Origin of the sequence: Lysobacter sp., assembly GCA_013141175.1 — a bacterium.
Taxonomy (GTDB): domain Bacteria; phylum Pseudomonadota; class Gammaproteobacteria; order Xanthomonadales; family Xanthomonadaceae; genus Lysobacter_I.
Genome location: JABFRN010000001.1, coordinates 2,833,775 through 2,849,617 on the forward strand (window position 1 = coordinate 2,833,775; position 15,843 = coordinate 2,849,617).

The window sequence follows — 15,843 nt, forward strand, 5'->3', positions numbered from 1 at the left end:
TCCGTCTTCAAACAGCTTCGTGCAAACGCAGATAGTTTTCGGACACGAGACGAAGCGTGGATGTCCTGGCGACCAGATCGCTGGATACCGGGATTTCCCGGTCGATCAGCTCTTCGATGATCAGGATGAATTCGACGAAATTGATCGAATCGATCAGCTTGCTTTCGAACAGATCCAGGTCGTCGTCGATCGCGTCGAGATCGGGGTTTTTCTCCAGCAGCCAATCGCGAAGCGTATCGAGCCCTTGCGCTACGGTATTCATGCGGCTTTTTCCTGCAGGTGGATGCCGATGTCATCCATGAATTTCAACGGGCGTTTGAGCAGCGCGGTCGCATGATGCCTGCGGCGGAATGGGTGGTCGAGCAGCGCGCGGCGCATGGCGACGCCGCCTTGCAGGCCGCTGTCGCGATACATCGCCGGTTGATAGAGTGCTTCGATCGAAATCTGGACGTAGCGCTGCAGGTGAAGCACGGCCGCTTCGCGTTGGCCGGCGCTGGATGCCGAGAACGCGATGTCCTTGATCTGTGCGAGCAGCGCACGTCCGAACGTGATGTGGCGGGATTCATCGTCGTGATGGATGCGATGGATCAGGCGCACGAAAGACGAGACGCGTTCGTCGCCACCCGCGACGACGTTGTAGTGGCCGCCGATTTCCTCGAAGATGAGGATCCTGGCGAACAGGAGGAAATACTCCATTTCCTTCGAAAAGCGTTCTTCGACGATGCTGGCTTTCTTGCTGGAATAGATTTTCCCGCCGTAACGCCGGCAGAATTCCCCGAAGAACCACATGTGCTTGTTTTCTTCGTCGATGAAGTGATGGAGATAGGTTTCCAGTCCCGGAACGTCCGGGACGTAGAGTTGCGCCGACAGCTTGTTCACCAGTTCGCGTTCGCCTTCCACGTTCAGGCTGAACGCGTTGATGCATTCCCATTTTGAAAGAATCTTCAGCTGGCTCTCCGGCAGCGCATCGGCATATGCAGTGCCGTATACCGTCAGCAGTTCGGGAGGCAGCCACCACTCGTCTTCTGGAATGCGTGCGGGCCATTCGATGTCGGAGAATGCATAGGCGTGCCTTTCCCTGGACAGCCGGATCAGGGTGTCGATCCGGGACGAGAATGAAGCGTTGTTTTCGATTCCACACAGGGTGGTGGGCGCGTGCATCGACAATGCAGTCATGGCGATCCATGCCTGCGTCGTGACGCGAATCGGCCGCGGGGCACCACGCGACATACGGCCTGCAGCGTAACTGCGCCGATCGCGCGGGCGGGGGAGGGTGTATGACGGCAACCTGTCCTTGTGCTCATGACGCTCCTTGGTATTCGTCGCGACGTTGATCGTGCGTGCGATGTCATCCGCAAGCCGCTCAGGGGCTTGGCGAGTAAGCGACCAGTCCGCGTCGCCGTCGACAGGGTACTTCAATCGTTTGATTGAATGAAGTGTGGCCCGGACGGGACGGCTCGTGATGGTTTTTCGATCAGGATCGGTTTTATAACGTGTTGATATTTTTAACTAATGTGAATGCTCATTGTGCACTGCGGAATCGCGCCGCGCCGCGTATGCTGTTCATCCGTGCGGTAGCCAGAGGTTCAGCCGATGAACACCACCCGCCCTGCAATACGGACATTGGCCTGCCCGCATTGCCGGGTTCTCAATCGTGTGCCGGCCACGCGTCTCGGGGATGCGCCTGTTTGCGGGCGATGCAAGCAGCTCCTGTTCGTGGCCATGCCGGTATCGTTGGATGAGGCTGCGTTCGAGCGCCACGTCGCGCAGAGCGATATTCCGGTGCTGATCGATTTCTGGGCGCCATGGTGTGCGCCTTGCCGGACGATGGCGCCGCATTTCGAGACCGCTGCGGCGACGCTGGAGCCGGTGTTCCGCCTGGCGAAAGTCGATACCGAAGCGCAGCCATCATTGGGCGCGCGTTTCGATATCCGCAGTATTCCCACGTTGCTCCTGTTCAGCGGTGGTCGCGAAGTCGCGCGGCATTCCGGTGCGATGGGGGTTGCCGAGATCGTGCGCTGGGCGCGCGCGCGGATCGGCTGAGCCTGCGTTCTCCACTGCATTCCGTTTCCGGAGGTTTCATGTCCAGTTCAATCTTCCGCAATGCCTTGTCCAGTCTGGGTCTGGTGGCTGTACTGCTGGTGCCCGCCGGTTGTACAACGATGCGCGAAGCGCCGGCCAAATCCGTGCGGACACTTGCCAGTGTGCCGTCGGGGCTGACGGTGCTCAATCCGAAACAGGGCCTGTATGTCGCGGGACAGCCCGGTGTGGAAGATTGGCAGGCCATCGCCGCGTCGGGCGTACGTACCATCGTGAATCTGCGCACCGCGGATGAAATGAAGACCCGCGACGAGCGTGCCGAGGTCGATGATGCGGGCATGCATTACGTGGAGCTTCCGATCGCCGGGGTCGCGGGGATCACTGCGGACAATGCCAGTCTGCTGTCCGCACTCCTCGCAGAAGCGGAAGGACCGGTGCTGGTGCATTGCGCCAGCGCCAACCGCGCGGGCGCCTTGCTGGCCGTGGCCTCGATGCAACAGGGCATGGCGATCGAGCCTGCGCTTGCATTCGGCCGCGAATCGGGGATGAAGTCCACCGAGGTCCGGACCCGTGAGGTGATCGAGGAATTGCGCGCAGCGACGTGCGCGGCTGCCGCTGGCGATGCCTCTGTCGGGCGATGTCCCTGATGGAGCGCTGCTTCAGAAACTGTCCAACGGCAGTTTCAGGTAGCGCACGCCATTGTCTTCGGGCTCCGGCAGCTGGCCGGCGCGGATATTGATCTGCACCGACGGCAGCAGCAATGCCGGCATCGCCAGCGTCGCATCGCGCGTGGTGCGCACGGCGACGAAGTCGTCTTCGCTCACGCCGTCGCGGACGTGGATGTTGCCGGTCTTCTGCGCCGCGATCGTGGTTTCGCAGGCATGGGCACGGCCACCGGGTGCGTAGTCGTGGCACACGAAGACGCGCGTGTCGTCCGGCAGCGCGAACAGGCGATGGATCGAACGGTACAGCGTGCGTGCGTCGCCGCCCGGGAAATCGCAGCGCGCGGTGCCGCCGTCGGGCATGAAGATCGAATCGCCGACGAACAGCGCGTCGCCGATGCGGTAGGCGACGCTGTCGTTGGTGTGTCCCGGTACCGCGATCACTTCGGTTTCGGCGTCGCCCAATGCGAAACGTTCGCCATCCGCGAACAGATGGTCGAACTGCGAGCCGTCGACCGGAAAATGTTCGCCGAGATTGAAGATCGGCCGGAAGGTCTTCTGCACAACGCAGATGCCTTCGCCGATCGCCAGTTTCGCCTGCGGGTATTGCGACCTCAGCCAGTGCCCGGCGCTGAGGTGGTCGGCATGCGCATGGGTTTCCAGCAACCAGCGCACGTCCAGCGACTGCGCGCGGGCGTGATCGACGAGCTGTTGTGCGGAAGCCGTCGATGTGCGCCCGGACTTGGAGTCGAAATCGAGCACCGGGTCGATGATCGCGGCCCGACGGCTGCGCGGATCGGCGACGACATAGCTCCAGGTCCAGCTGTCGGCGTGGAAGAAGGGCGTGACGGCGAGGGTCATGGTCGGCTCCTGCGTATGCCGCGATTCTATCGCCAGCGGACAACCGCATCGCATGCCACCCCGCGAGCCGGCATAATCGGTCGATGACAAACAGACTTCCCCTGCTGATCGATACCGACCCGGGCGTGGACGACGCGCTGGCCCTGCTGATGGCCTTCGATGCTCCGCATCACGAGGTCGTCGCGCTCACCATCGCCGCCGGCAATGTCGGCCTGAAACACACGGTCGCCAACGCGCTGAAACTTTGCGAAGTCGCGGGCGTGGATGTGCCGGTGTTCGCCGGTTGCGATGCCCCGCTGCTGCATCCTGCGCCGGATGCTTCGTACGTGCATGGCCGCGATGGCTTCGGCGATATCGACTACGCGCCGGCGCTGAAACGGGCCGAGGCCGAGCACGCCGCGCAGGCGATGATCCGTCTCTCGCACACGCACGCCGGCAAGCTCGTGGTGTGCATGCTCGGGCCGCTGACCAACCTCGCGGTGGCGCTGAAGCTCGATCCGACGTTGCCGCAGCGCGTCGGCCGCATGGTGGTGATGGGCGGTGCCGTGACCGGGCAGGGCAACACCACGCCGACGGCCGAGTTCAACATCGGCTTCGATCCGGAGGCCGCGCATCTGGTGTTCGATGCGTTCGCCACCGCAGGCACGGTGGTCGAGGTCGCGGACTGGGAGGCGGTGATCCGCCACGGCTTCCTGCACACCGAAGTCGAGCGCTGGCTGCAGGCCGGGCATCCACGGGCGAAGTTCTACGAGGCGATCTCGCGCAAGACCCGAGAGTGGTCCGCCGGGCTGCGCGGCGAGCGCTGGCATGCCGCCGACGCGTTGGCCATGGCGCTGCTGGTGGCGCCGGAAGGTGTGCTCGAAAGCGCGGCCAGGCCGCTACGGGTGGAACTGACCGGAGCGGAGACCCGGGGCGCCACGGTGGTCGACTGGAATCGTCGCAGCGGCCGTCCGGACAACGCCGGGATTCTGATGACCTACGACCAGGCCGCCTTCGAGGCCTTGATCCGCAAGGCTTTGCGCGCCGATTGAGGGCCGGGCCGGCCGTGTGTCCGGTGGGGTGAACCAAGGCTTGAGCGGAGAACAGTACGCCGCTATAATGCCCGGCTTTCCGCTCAACTCTGGTGCCGCCATGAAGGCCGACATCCATCCCGAATACCGTCAGGTCGTGTTTCAGGACGTGACCTCGGACTTCAAGATCCTCACCCGTTCGACCCTTGGCAGCAAGGAAACGACGAAGTGGGAAGACGGCAACGAATATCCGCTGATCAAGGTCGAAATCTCCTCGTCTTCGCATCCGTTCTACACGGGCAAGCACAAGTTGATCGACACCAGCGGTCGCGTCGACAAGTTCCGCAAGCGCTACGGCAAGTAATCGCGCGCTGCGACGGGGCCTGCCGCTTCAGCGGCGAACCCCGCGTTCGCGACGCGCACCGTATGCACCCCCGCAACGGCCGCCATCAGGCGGCCGTTGTCGTGTCCGATCGCTGCGCCCGGCGGTGCGCCTTCGACCAAAGTCCAGAGCCGGCGCTCGAATAACGGTATGCAATAATCGCGGTTCGTCGCGACTGCGGTTGCGGCTTCCTTCCCCGAACGTTCCGCCGCCCCTGCGCAGGCCGATGTTCATGTCATGACAAGCTTCACTGGGAGTGCGCCGTGTCTCAACAGGATTCTTCTGCCCCAACCCAGGTCACCGTGACCGCCGGCGAGAAGTCGGTCGTCCTGCCGGTCCACACCGGGACCCTCGGTAATCCCTGCGTCGATATCGCGAAGCTGCCGAAAGAAACCGGCCTGTTCACCTACGACTCGGGCTTCATGGCCACCGCGTCGTGCCGTTCCGCCATCACCTATATCGATGGCGACAATGGCGTACTGATGTATCGCGGCTACCCGATCGAACAGCTGTCGGAGCATTCCAGCTTCCTCGAAGTGGCCTACCTGCTGATGAACGGCGAATTGCCGAACCAGCAGGAGTTCTCCAAGTTCGAGCACGAGGTCACGCATCACACGATGATGCACGAGGCCTTCCGCACCTTCCTGTTCGGCTTCCGCCACGATGCCCATCCGATGGCGATGCTGGTCGGCATGCTCGGCTCGATGGCCAGCTTCTACCACAACACCCTCGATCTCGAAGACGCCGAACAGCGGCGCATGGCCGCGATCCGGTTGATCGCGAAAGTGCCGACCATCGCCGCATCGTGCTATCGCTACAGCATCGGCTGGCCGATCCGCTACCCGAAGAACAATCTCGAATACGTCACCCGCTTCCTGCACATGATGAAGGAAGTGCCCAGCGAACCGCTCGCGCTCAGCCCGGTGGCCGCCAAGGCGCTGGATCTGCTGTTCATCCTGCACGCCGATCACGAGCAGAACGCTTCCACCTCGACGGTCCGTCTGGTCGGTTCCACCGGCGCCAATCCCTACGCCTGCGTCGCCGCCGGCGTGGCTGCGCTGTGGGGCCCGGCGCACGGTGGCGCGAACGAAGCCGTGCTCAAGATGCTCGAAGAGATCGGCCGCCCGGAGAACGTGCAGTCGGCGATCGACAAGGCCAAGAACAAGGAATCGGGCTTCCGCCTGATGGGCTTCGGCCACCGCGTGTACAAGAATTTCGACCCGCGCGCGAAGATCATCCGCGAGATGTGCCACAAGGTGCTGAACGAGCTGGGCGTCAACGATCCGCTGCTCGAAGTGGCGATGAAGCTGGAAGAAGCGGCGCTGAAGGACGAATACTTCGTGCAGCGCAAGCTCTACCCGAACGTCGATTTCTACTCGGGCATCATCTACAAGGCGCTGGGCATCCCGACCGAAATGTTCACGGTCATGTTCGCGATCGCCCGCACCGCCGGCTGGGTCGCGCACTGGCTGGAACAGCAGACCGATCCGGAAGCCAAGATCGGCCGCCCGCGTCAGATCTACACCGGCTACGCCGCGCGCGATTACGCACCGCTCGACAAGCGCTGAGGGCTTTGTCGCGAGGCGAACGCGATTACGCACCGCCTGCGTTGCGGCATGCATCGGAAACCCCGCTTCGGCGGGGTTTTTTTCGGGTGCGCGTCGGAAACGGGCGTCAACGTGTCGGGTGCCGATGCGTTCATGTGCATGTTCCGGCATGGCGCCGGGACATTCCCAGTCCAAGGAAAAGACATGATGCGGAAGACGACATTACGGCGGCGCGCGTGCGCGGTCATCGCGGGCGCATGCCTGTTGGTTGGAGCGGCCGATGCGCTGGCCTGCAAGCCCGTTCCCCTGGCCATGAACGCGCAGGGGCCGGATATCTGCTACGGCAAGGAAGTCTGGCAGGAGCCGACCCTCGGTGGGCGCTGGCTGGATCAGGATTTCAATTTCTACCGCGTGCCGTCGACGGTGCCGGTTCCGCTGATCGTATGGGCGCATCCCAACGGGATGAGCAAGGGGCTGCCCCCCACCTCGCCGACCTACCAGGCGCTGGTGGTGCCGGCCTTGCAGGCGGGCTTTTCGTTCGCGTCGATCGAGTTCCGGCATCCGGTCGTGAACGAGGATCTGCAGAACAGCCCGAAGTCTCCGGGCATACCGCAATACGATATCGCCCGGGCGCTCCAGTTCATTCGCGCCAACGCCGATGCCTTGGGTATCGACAAGCGCAATGTCTTCATCGTCGCGCAGTCGCGGGGCACGCTGGGAATATGGACGGCGCTGCAGGACGACATGAAGAAGCCGAACAGCAGCGACCCCGTGCTGCGGGAATCCACCCGCGTCAATGCGGTCTACGCGGTGAAAGGGCAGACCACCTACGACGGCGTCGAATTCGCGGATCTTTTCATCGTGAAGTCGGACCGCGAGGCGTTCGTCGCTGATTTCCAGAGCCAATACTCGAACGAGGACCAGTTCGGTACCGCGATCGGAAGTGTGAGCGCAGGCATCGATCCCGACCCGCCGGTGCGTCTCATCTACGATGCGCCGGTGATACCGCGCAAACTCACGCTTGCGGAGATAGCGCTGCAGGACTCGATCCACTATCCGAACTTCGGTCCTGCGCTGTGCAATGCCTACGTCGTCGCCTTCGGCAACAGCGCGCGCTGCAGCTACGATGCCGACCAGCGCTATAAAGACGACCCGATCGCCGCGTATGCCGGCTACGTGCAGTTCTTCCAGGCGCACCTGCAGCCTTGAGCTTCGCCGTGGGATTTCGGCGGCTTCAACGAACAACCCCGCCGCGGCGGGGTTGTTCGTGCTCGGGCCGGTGCGGGTGCTCGGGTCAGGCCAGCAGCGACCGCAGCATCCACGCGTTCTTCTCGTGGATGTTCAGGCGCTGGGTCATGAGGTCGGTGGTGGGGTCGTCGCCGGCGTTGTCCGCGGTCTTCAGCACCTTGCGCGCGGTGCGGCAGACCGCCTCGTTGCCGATGACGAGCTGGCGCACCATCTCGCGCCAGTCGGCGGTATCGGAGAGACCCGGTTCCTCGGCGATCGAGCTGAGCTTGATGAATTCGGCATAGGACCCCGGCGCATTGAAGCCCAGCGCGCGGATGCGCTCGGCGGTTTCGTCCAGCGCGGTCCACTGTTCGGTGTATTGGCCCTCGAACATCACGTGCAGGCTGTTGAACATCGGCCCGTTGACGTTCCAGTGGAAATTGTGGGTCTTCAGGTACAGGGTGAAGCTGTCGGCCAGGAAGCGCGACAGGCCTTCGGAGATCTTCTTGCGATCGGACGACGAGATCCCGATATCGATCTCGCCCGCGCTGGCGTCCGCGTGCGCTTTGGTGGAGGTCTTGTCGGCGGAAGAGGATTTGGCGGCTTTTTCGGTTTTCGATGGTTTGGCCATGACTCGTCTCCGGACGGGGGATCCATCACACTATCGTCCCGCAGACCGCATTAGAAATCCGTTTTCCCGATCACAGCCATCGATGACGACGATCGAACCCGCTAAAAATGGCCCAGGCCCCGGCAAACCGCATGATCGCGCCCTGCAGAACGCACGGCGCGCGGTCGACGGCGCGTTGTCGCGCGACCGTGGCCGGCTGCTCGGGCTGTGGTCGCGCTGGAACGCGAAAACGGAGGATGCCGGCACGCAGGCGGCTTTCGCCGAAGCGCTGGCGAAGTCGGTTACCGCGCGCGAAGCGCGTGCAAAGGCGCTGCCGACCGTGTTCGAAATCGATCCGGCGCTACCCATCGGCGGCGAGGCCGAGCGCATCGTCGAACTCATCCGCAATCACCAGGTCGTCGTGATCGCCGGCGAGACCGGCTCGGGCAAGACCACCCAGTTGCCGAAGCTGTGCCTTGCCGCCGGTCGCGGCGCCGCCGGCATGATCGGCTGCACCCAGCCGCGCCGGATCGCCGCGCGCGCGGTCGCGCGACGCGTGGCCGAAGAGTTGAAGACGCAGGTAGGCGGTCTGGTCGGTTTCCAGGTCCGCTTCAACGACAATGTCGGCGAACAGACCGCCGTCAAGTTCATGACCGACGGCATCCTGCTGGCCGAGATCCAGTCCGACCGCTGGCTGTCGGCCTACGACACGATCATCGTCGACGAGGCGCACGAGCGCAGTCTCAACATCGATTTCCTGCTCGGCTATCTCAAGCAGCTGCTGGTCAAACGCCGCGATCTGAAAGTGATCGTCACCTCGGCGACCATCGACACCGAACGGTTTTCGCAGCATTTCGGCAACGCGCCGGTGGTGAGCGTGGAAGGCCGTGGTTATCCGGTGGACGTGCGCTACCGGCCATTGAATGCGGGCAGCGACGAAAACGGCGATGGCGAAGACGATGCGGGTGAAGGCGGGCGTTCGGTGCTCGACGGCATCGTGTCCGCGTGCGATGAGATCGCGCGCATGGGCGGCATGGGCGACACGCTGATCTTCCTGCCCGGCGAGCGCGAGATCCGCGACGCGCATCAGGCGCTGGAGAAGCGCAAATACCGGCACACCGAAGTGCTGCCGCTGTACGCGCGGCTGTCGGCCCGCGATCAGGACCGCGTGTTCAATCCCGGTCCGCAGCGGCGGATCGTGCTGGCGACGAATGTGGCCGAAACCTCGCTGACCGTGCCGCGCATCCACTACGTGGTCGATCCCGGTTTCGCGCGGGTGAAGCGCTACAGCCCGCGACAGAAGCTCGACCGGCTGCATATCGAGTCGATTTCGCAGGCGAGCGCAGACCAGCGCAAAGGACGCTGCGGCCGGATCGCGCCCGGCACCTGTTTCCGCCTGTATGCGGAAGCCGATTTCCTTTCGCGCGACGCCTACACCGATCCGGAAATCCGCCGCGCCGCGCTGGCCGGCGTGATCCTGCGCATGCTGTCGCTGGGACTGGGGCGGATCGAGGACTTTCCATTCCTCGAGCCGCCGGAACCGCGCGCGGTCGCCGATGGCTGGCAGCAGCTGAGCGAACTGGGCGCGATCGATGACGCGCGCAAGCTCACGCAGATCGGCCGCACGATGGCGCGGTTGCCGGTGGACGTGAAACTGGCGCGGATGCTGATCGCCGCGCAGAAACACGGCTGCCTGCGCGAGATGCTGATGATCGCGAGTTTCCTCGGCATCCAGGATCCGCGCGAGCGTCCATCCGATCAGCGCGGCGCGGCCGATGCCGCGCATGCCGAATTCGCGGACCCGAAGTCCGAGTTCGTCGGCATCCTCAAGCTGTGGGACGCCTACCGCGCCGCGCACGAGGACATGACCCAGTCGCAGCTGCGCAAGTGGGCGGACAAGCATTTCCTCGGTTTCCTGCGCCTGCGCGAATGGCGCGAACTGCATCGGCAGTTGAAGCTGCAGTGCGATGAGTTGGACTGGAAATCCGACGATGGCGGCCGTGGGACGGGCTCAAGCCCGCCATCGCCGACGTTGGATGCAACGGAAGCGGTGCGCCAGGGCGCACCCTATGCGGCCTTGCATCGCGCCTTGATCGCCGGTCTGCCCACGCAGATCGGCAACCGCACCGAGCGCGGGCTCTACGACGGTCCGCGCGGACGCAAGTACACGATCTTCCCGGGTTCGCCGCTGTCGAAAAAACCGCCGCCGTGGCTGCTGTCGGCCACGCTGCTGGATACCGAGAAAGTCTGGTCGATGACCAACGCCGCGATCGAACCGGAATGGGTGATCGACGAATTGCCGCATCTGCTCGCGCGTCGGTATCACGATCCGCACTGGGCGCGCTCGCAGGGCAGGGTGGTGGGCAGCGAACAGATCAGCCTGTTCGGGCTGGTGCTGGCGCCGAAGAAACCCGTGCACTACGGCGCGCTGTTCCCGGAGGAATCGCGGCAGATCTTCGCGCGCGATGCGCTGGTGACCGGCGAGATCAACACCCGCGCGGGATTCCTGCAGCGCAATCTCGCGATGCTGGCGAAAGCCAGGGAAGAGGAAGCCAAGCAGCGCCGCGCCGGACTGGTCGTCGACGAAGACTGGCAGGCGCAGTGGTATCTCGACCGCCTGCCGCCGCAGATCCACAACCAGCAGGCGCTGGATGCGTGGTACGGAAAATTGCCGGCGGCGGAAAAAGCGAAGCTCGAATGGTCGTTCGACGATCTGATGGTCGGTGGCGCCAGCGACGCCGAGCGTTTTCCGAAGTATCTGCCGCTTGGCGATGTGCGTCTGGCGGTGAACTACCGTTTCGAGCCCGGTGCGCCGGACGATGGCATGACCGTGGCGGTGCCGCTGCATCTGCTCAATGCGCTGGATTCGACGCGGCTGTCGTGGCTGGCGCCGGGCTTCGTGCAGGACAAGGCCGCGGCCTTGATCAAGTCGCTGCCGAAGATCCTGCGTCGCAACTTCGTGCCGGCGCCGGACTTCGCGCGTGCGTTCGCGGAGGCGTTTCCTCTGCACGATGCAGACAGCATCGAGGGCGCGTTGGCGCGGTTCCTGAAAAAACTCACCGGCGCGGAGGTCGGTGCTGTCGATTTCGATCCCGCGTCCATCGATGCGCACCTGCGCGCCAACCTGCGGTTGCTCGATGCGGACAGTCGCAACGTGCTCGCCGAATCCCGCGACCTCGACGACCTGCGCGCGCGTTTCGGCAAACGCGCCGCCGATGCGTTCTCTGTGCGCGCGGCGGAAGGGCTGGCGCAGCGGGGATTGACCGATTTTCCGCTGATATCGATTCCACTCTCGGTACCTGGCGCAGGCGGTGTTCCCGCCTATCCGGCGCTGCACGACGACGGCGACAGCGTGTCGCTGGCGGTGCATGCCGAGCGCGCCGAAGCGCAGCGGCATCATCCACAGGGCGTGCGCCGCCTGCTGCGGATCGCATCGGCGGAAAAACTCAAGCAGGCGCGCAAACAGCTGCCGGTGCAGGCGAAGACCGCGTTGCTGTATGCCGCGATCGAATCGCAGTCGCCGCGTCGCGATGGCTTGAAGGACAGCGATCGCCTGCGTGAGGATCTGGTCGAAGGCGCGTTCGTCGCGCTCGCTGCAGAGGGCCTGGATGCGATCCGCGATGGTGCTGCGTTCGAGCAGCGCCGGGACGCCATCGCGAAGCAGCTCTTCGCCGAAGCGATGACACGGTTGCAGCAGGCCGAAACCATCCTCGGACGCGTCGCCGAGGTGCGCGCCGCGCTCGAATCGAAACTCATGGGTTGGGCGAAAGCCAATCTCGACGATCTGCATGCGCAGCTTGCCGCGCTGGCATCGCCGGGCTTCCTGCGCGATACGCCCGCAGATGCGCTGGGCGAATACCCGCGCTATCTCAAAGCGATGACGCTGCGCGCCGAACGCGCGCTGCGCGATCCGGTGCGCGACCAGGCACGGATGCTGGAGCTCAAACCATTTGCCGATGCGCTCGCGGATGCGCACGCTCGCGGAATCGATGCCGCGTCCGGCTGGCAAACCCTGCGCTGGGAGCTGGAGGAGTTCCGGGTCTCGCTGTTCGCCCAGGAAATGGGGGCCAAGAGCGGCATTTCGGCGAAAAAGCTGGCCGCCCGTCTCGCGCAACTGCGATAGCGTGCGCGTTCCCGCAAGGGCGATCTCCTGAACGCTTGATTTCCCGGCGGCGTTTTCTGATCCTGTCGATGTCTTGGATGCATGGATGCTGGAGTCTTCTCCAGCGGCCTCGTAAGGACATGAAGGAGCTCGTCATGACACGGGTCACCGAGAGCGTTCGCGAATCTCCGCCGGAAGCCGACGGCGGACATGTGCCGATCACCGCGCTGCTGCAGGCCTGGCGTCGGGGCGAACCCGATGCGGCGCAGGCACTGTTGCCGCAGGTCTATCTGCGACTGCATCGACTCGCCGAGCGCGCCTTGCGCGGCGAACGCCAGGATCACACGCTGCGCGCGACGGCGTTGATCCACGAAGCCTTCATCCGCCTGGCGGACCACGCATCGCCCGACTGGCAGGATCGCGGGCATTTCTTCGCACTCGTCGCGCGCATGATGCGTCGCATCCTGGTCGATCATGCGCGCGCCCAGCGCGCCGTGCGACGCGGCGACGGGCAGGTGCATTTCGTCGATATCGACGATGTGGCCGATCTGTTGCCCGCAGCGGAGGGCGACCCGCTGGATCTGATCGCGCTCGACGATGCGCTCGACGCGCTCGCGCGGCACGACGTGCGCAAGGCGCGGGTGGTGGAATTCCGCTGTTTCCTCGGCCTGTCGGTGGAGGAAACGGCGGAACTGCTCGGCGTTTCGGAACCCACCGTGATCCTCGATCTGCGTTTGGCGCGTGCCTGGCTTTCGACACGGTTGGGGACGACCGATGCCTGACCCGTCGACCACGCCTTCATCGGCTGCGACTTCATCAGCATTGGACGTTGGGGGGATCGCCCGTTTTCGTCGGGTCGAAGCGCTGTTCGCGGCGGCGCTCGATCAGCCTGCCGCGGTGCGTGCGGACTGGCTGCAGGCCGAGGAAGCGGATGCATCGATCCGCGATGAAGTGTCGCGGCTGCTCATCGCCGATGCCCGTGCGGACGAGGAAGCGATCGAACGGGCGTTGGCGATGGCGGCGAATGGCGTCCTGGATGCGCAGCCTCGCGCGCTCCAGCCGGGTGTGGATGGCGACGGGGCCGACGCCATCGAGGGCTGGCACCTTGAGCGGCGCATCGGCGAAGGCGGCATGGGCACCGTGTACCTGGCGCGATCGACGTCCGGCGACGGGCCCCCGGTGGCGATCAAACTCCTGCGGGAGGGCGTGGATCCGGTGCTGCTGTCGCGCCGTTTCGAAGCGGAACGGAAGATCCTCGCGACGCTGTCGCATCCCGGCATCGCCCGATTGCTCGATGCCGGCCGTACCCGCACGGGCAGTCCGTATCTCGTGTTGGAATACATCGAAGGCATGCCGATCGACGACTACTGCGACCAGCTGCGTCTCGGCGTGCGCGAACGGGTCGAGCTGATGTCGCGGGTCTGCGAGGCGGTGCAGAACGCGCATCGCAATCTGGTGGTGCATCGCGATCTCAAGCCCAGCAACGTGCTGGTCACGCCGGGCGGCGAACCGAAGCTGCTGGATTTCGGCATCGCCAAACTGATCGAAGCCAGACTGATCGAAAGCGGCGACGAACCGCCGGCGGCGGCGAACACCGGCACGGTCACCCGTCTGGGCTGGATGACACCCGCGTATGCCAGCCCGGAACAGGTGCTGAGCGCGCCTGCGCGCCCCGCGAGCGATGTCTACAGTCTCGGCGTGCTGCTGTACCGGCTGTTGACCGGCTTGTCCCCTTACGGCGACGCGGAATCGAATCCGTCGAAGCTCGCGCAGGCGATCGTCGAACTGGATCCCGAGCGCGCCAGCGCGAGGATTCTGTCGACGCAGATCACCGGCCCGTCGCTGGCGCGGGCGGAACAGCGGCGGACCACGCCCGGCCTGCTCGCGCGGACGCTCAGCGGCGATCTCGACATCATCCTCGGCAAAGCGCTGGCCAAGGAGCCGGATCGCCGCTACGGCGCGGCCGGAGAGTTGGCGGCCGATCTCTCGCGCTGGTTGCGCGGGCTGCCGATCTCGGCGCGGCCGGCGACGTTCCGCTACCGCGCAGGCAAGTTCCTGCGTCGCCATCGCCTGGCCACGGCACTCGCCGGATTGACGACGCTGCTCGCCGTGACATTCGTGATCGTGGTGGTGGTGCTGCTCGCGCGCACCCGCGTCGAGCGCGATCGCGCCACGCAGATGTCGGCGCTGCTGACCGATCTGTTCGAGGTCGCCGAACCCGGCCCTGATCAAGGCAGCCGCATCACCGCACAGGCATTGCTGGATCGCGGCGCCGAGCGCGCGGCGGTGCGCCTGCAGGACCAGCCGGATTCGCGCGCGCGCTTCCTCGCGACGCTGGGCCGTCTCTACCAGCAGTTGGGCCTCTACGATCGCGCTGCGGGGAGTCTGCAGGAGGCCATCGCGTTGCAGCGCAAGCTGGTCGGAGAGCGATCGATCGAGGTTGCGGATCTGACCGATCATCTGGCGCGGGTGAAGGCCGGCGCCGGCGAATTCCGCGAAGCCGAACCCCTGTTCCGCCGCGCGCTGGAACTGCGGCGTTCGCTGCTGCCGGCCGGCGATGAGCGCATCTCCAGCAGCATCAACAATCTGGCCCTGGTCCGTCACGACCTGGGGCATTACGAAGAGGCGGAGCCGCTGTATCGGGAGATCGCGGGTGACACCGCGAATCCCGCAGGCGATCCGGACGGCACCACGCTGGGCAATCTGGCGCTGCTGTATTTCGATCTGGGGCGTCTGGAGGAGAGCGAAGCGGCGTATCGCCGCGTGATCGAACTCCGGTCCCGTACATACGGCCCCGATGATGTCGAAACCGCCTACGCCTACGATGAGCTCGGAATGGTGCTGGCGGCGCGCGGCAAACACACCGAGGGCAAGGCGCAGATCGAGCGCGGTCTGCGGATCAGGCGTCAGCGCGTCGGCAACGAGCATCGCGACGTCGCGCGCAGCCTCGGCCATCTGGGCGCCGCCGAACGTCTGTCGGGCGATCCGGATGCCGCCGAACGGCATCTGCGCCAGGCGCTCGAACTGCAGTTGAGGCTGTTGGGCAAAGACCACGCCGAGGTGGCCGACAGCCAGCTCGAACTCGGTCTCGTGCTGCTCGATCGCGGTCGATTGGATGAGGCCGGCGAACTGCTCCAGCGTGCGCGCGATCTGCATGCGATCGCCGTGGGCGCGGAGCATCCGCTGCAGGGGCGGCCCTTGGCCGGCCTCGCGCGCTGGGCGGCGATGCGCGGCGATTGCGCCAACGCCGTGGCGCTGGCGGATCAGGCCATACAACGATTGCCCAAGCTCGATCCGCGACGTGTCGAGTTGCGGGGCGTGATCGAACACTGCAATCGCCCGAGCGCCGACTGAGCGCGCGGCTGTCGTGCGAAAACGTGCTCCGGCGGTCGATGTTCCGAT

General features: G+C 64.9%; 13 protein-coding genes. 9 read left to right on the forward strand and 4 right to left on the reverse strand.

Annotated elements, in window-relative coordinates:
- Window positions 1–7: 7 nt before the first annotated feature.
- Window positions 8–262 carry an acyl carrier protein gene (locus HOP03_12435; protein NOT88974.1) on the reverse strand — a complete coding sequence of 85 codons (255 nt, stop codon included), beginning with the start codon at window positions 260–262 and terminating at the stop codon, window positions 8–10.
- Window positions 259–1,176 carry a hypothetical protein gene (locus tag HOP03_12440; GenBank protein ID NOT88975.1) on the reverse strand — a complete coding sequence of 306 codons (918 nt, stop codon included), beginning with the start codon at window positions 1,174–1,176 and terminating at the stop codon, window positions 259–261. The genes HOP03_12435 and HOP03_12440 overlap by 4 nt, the downstream gene beginning before the upstream one ends.
- 417 nt (window positions 1,177–1,593) lie before the next feature.
- Here HOP03_12440 and trxC point away from each other — a divergent pair, with 417 nt between their 5' ends.
- Together trxC and HOP03_12450 are read left to right on the forward strand one after the other, a co-directional pair.
- Entirely contained in the window at window positions 1,594–2,043 is a 450-nt protein-coding gene (gene trxC / locus HOP03_12445; GenBank protein ID NOT88976.1) for a thioredoxin TrxC, read from the forward strand.
- A gap of 38 nt (window positions 2,044–2,081) precedes the next feature.
- Window positions 2,082–2,687, forward strand: a complete 606-nt coding sequence (locus HOP03_12450) for a hypothetical protein (GenBank protein ID NOT88977.1) — start codon at window positions 2,082–2,084, stop codon at window positions 2,685–2,687.
- Between the two features lie 12 nt (window positions 2,688–2,699).
- On the opposite strand, the gene HOP03_12455 is transcribed toward HOP03_12450, so the two are convergent.
- Window positions 2,700–3,563 carry an MBL fold metallo-hydrolase gene (locus HOP03_12455; GenBank protein NOT88978.1) on the reverse strand — a complete coding sequence of 288 codons (864 nt, stop codon included), beginning with the start codon at window positions 3,561–3,563 and terminating at the stop codon, window positions 2,700–2,702.
- Between the two features lie 83 nt (window positions 3,564–3,646).
- Here HOP03_12455 and HOP03_12460 point away from each other — a divergent pair, with 83 nt between their 5' ends.
- The 4 genes from HOP03_12460 (at window position 3,647) to HOP03_12475 (ending at window position 7,711) form a co-directional block, all read left to right on the forward strand.
- Window positions 3,647–4,594, forward strand: coding sequence for a nucleoside hydrolase (locus HOP03_12460; protein NOT88979.1), 948 nt, complete (start codon window positions 3,647–3,649; stop codon window positions 4,592–4,594).
- Between the two features lie 100 nt (window positions 4,595–4,694).
- Window positions 4,695–4,937 carry a type B 50S ribosomal protein L31 gene (locus HOP03_12465; protein ID NOT88980.1) on the forward strand — a complete coding sequence of 81 codons (243 nt, stop codon included), beginning with the start codon at window positions 4,695–4,697 and terminating at the stop codon, window positions 4,935–4,937.
- A gap of 281 nt (window positions 4,938–5,218) precedes the next feature.
- Complete coding sequence (locus tag HOP03_12470; GenBank protein NOT88981.1) at window positions 5,219–6,523, forward strand: citrate synthase; 1,305 nt, start codon at window positions 5,219–5,221, stop codon at window positions 6,521–6,523.
- Window positions 6,524–6,814: 291 nt separating this feature from the next.
- Complete coding sequence (locus tag HOP03_12475; GenBank protein NOT88982.1) at window positions 6,815–7,711, forward strand: hypothetical protein; 897 nt, start codon at window positions 6,815–6,817, stop codon at window positions 7,709–7,711.
- An 85-nt stretch (window positions 7,712–7,796) separates the two neighbouring features.
- Here HOP03_12475 and HOP03_12480 read toward each other — a convergent pair whose 3' ends face one another.
- The gene (locus HOP03_12480; GenBank protein ID NOT88983.1) at window positions 7,797–8,360 is read right to left on the reverse strand and encodes a DNA starvation/stationary phase protection protein; all 564 of its coding nucleotides are present in this window, start codon (window positions 8,358–8,360) and stop codon (window positions 7,797–7,799) included.
- 82 nt (window positions 8,361–8,442) lie between these two features.
- Between HOP03_12480 and hrpA the strand changes: the two genes are divergently transcribed.
- The 3 genes from hrpA to HOP03_12495 all read left to right on the forward strand — a co-directional run bounded on the left by hrpA (window position 8,443) and on the right by HOP03_12495 (window position 15,795).
- Entirely contained in the window at window positions 8,443–12,462 is a 4,020-nt protein-coding gene (gene hrpA, locus HOP03_12485) for an ATP-dependent RNA helicase HrpA (protein NOT88984.1), read from the forward strand.
- A gap of 134 nt (window positions 12,463–12,596) precedes the next feature.
- Entirely contained in the window at window positions 12,597–13,223 is a 627-nt protein-coding gene (locus HOP03_12490) for a sigma-70 family RNA polymerase sigma factor (protein ID NOT88985.1), read from the forward strand.
- A complete protein-coding gene (locus tag HOP03_12495) occupies window positions 13,216–15,795 on the forward strand; it encodes a tetratricopeptide repeat protein (protein ID NOT88986.1) in 2,580 nt (859 codons plus the stop codon). Before HOP03_12490 ends, HOP03_12495 begins: the two co-directional genes overlap by 8 nt.
- Window positions 15,796–15,843: the final 48 nt, after the last annotated feature.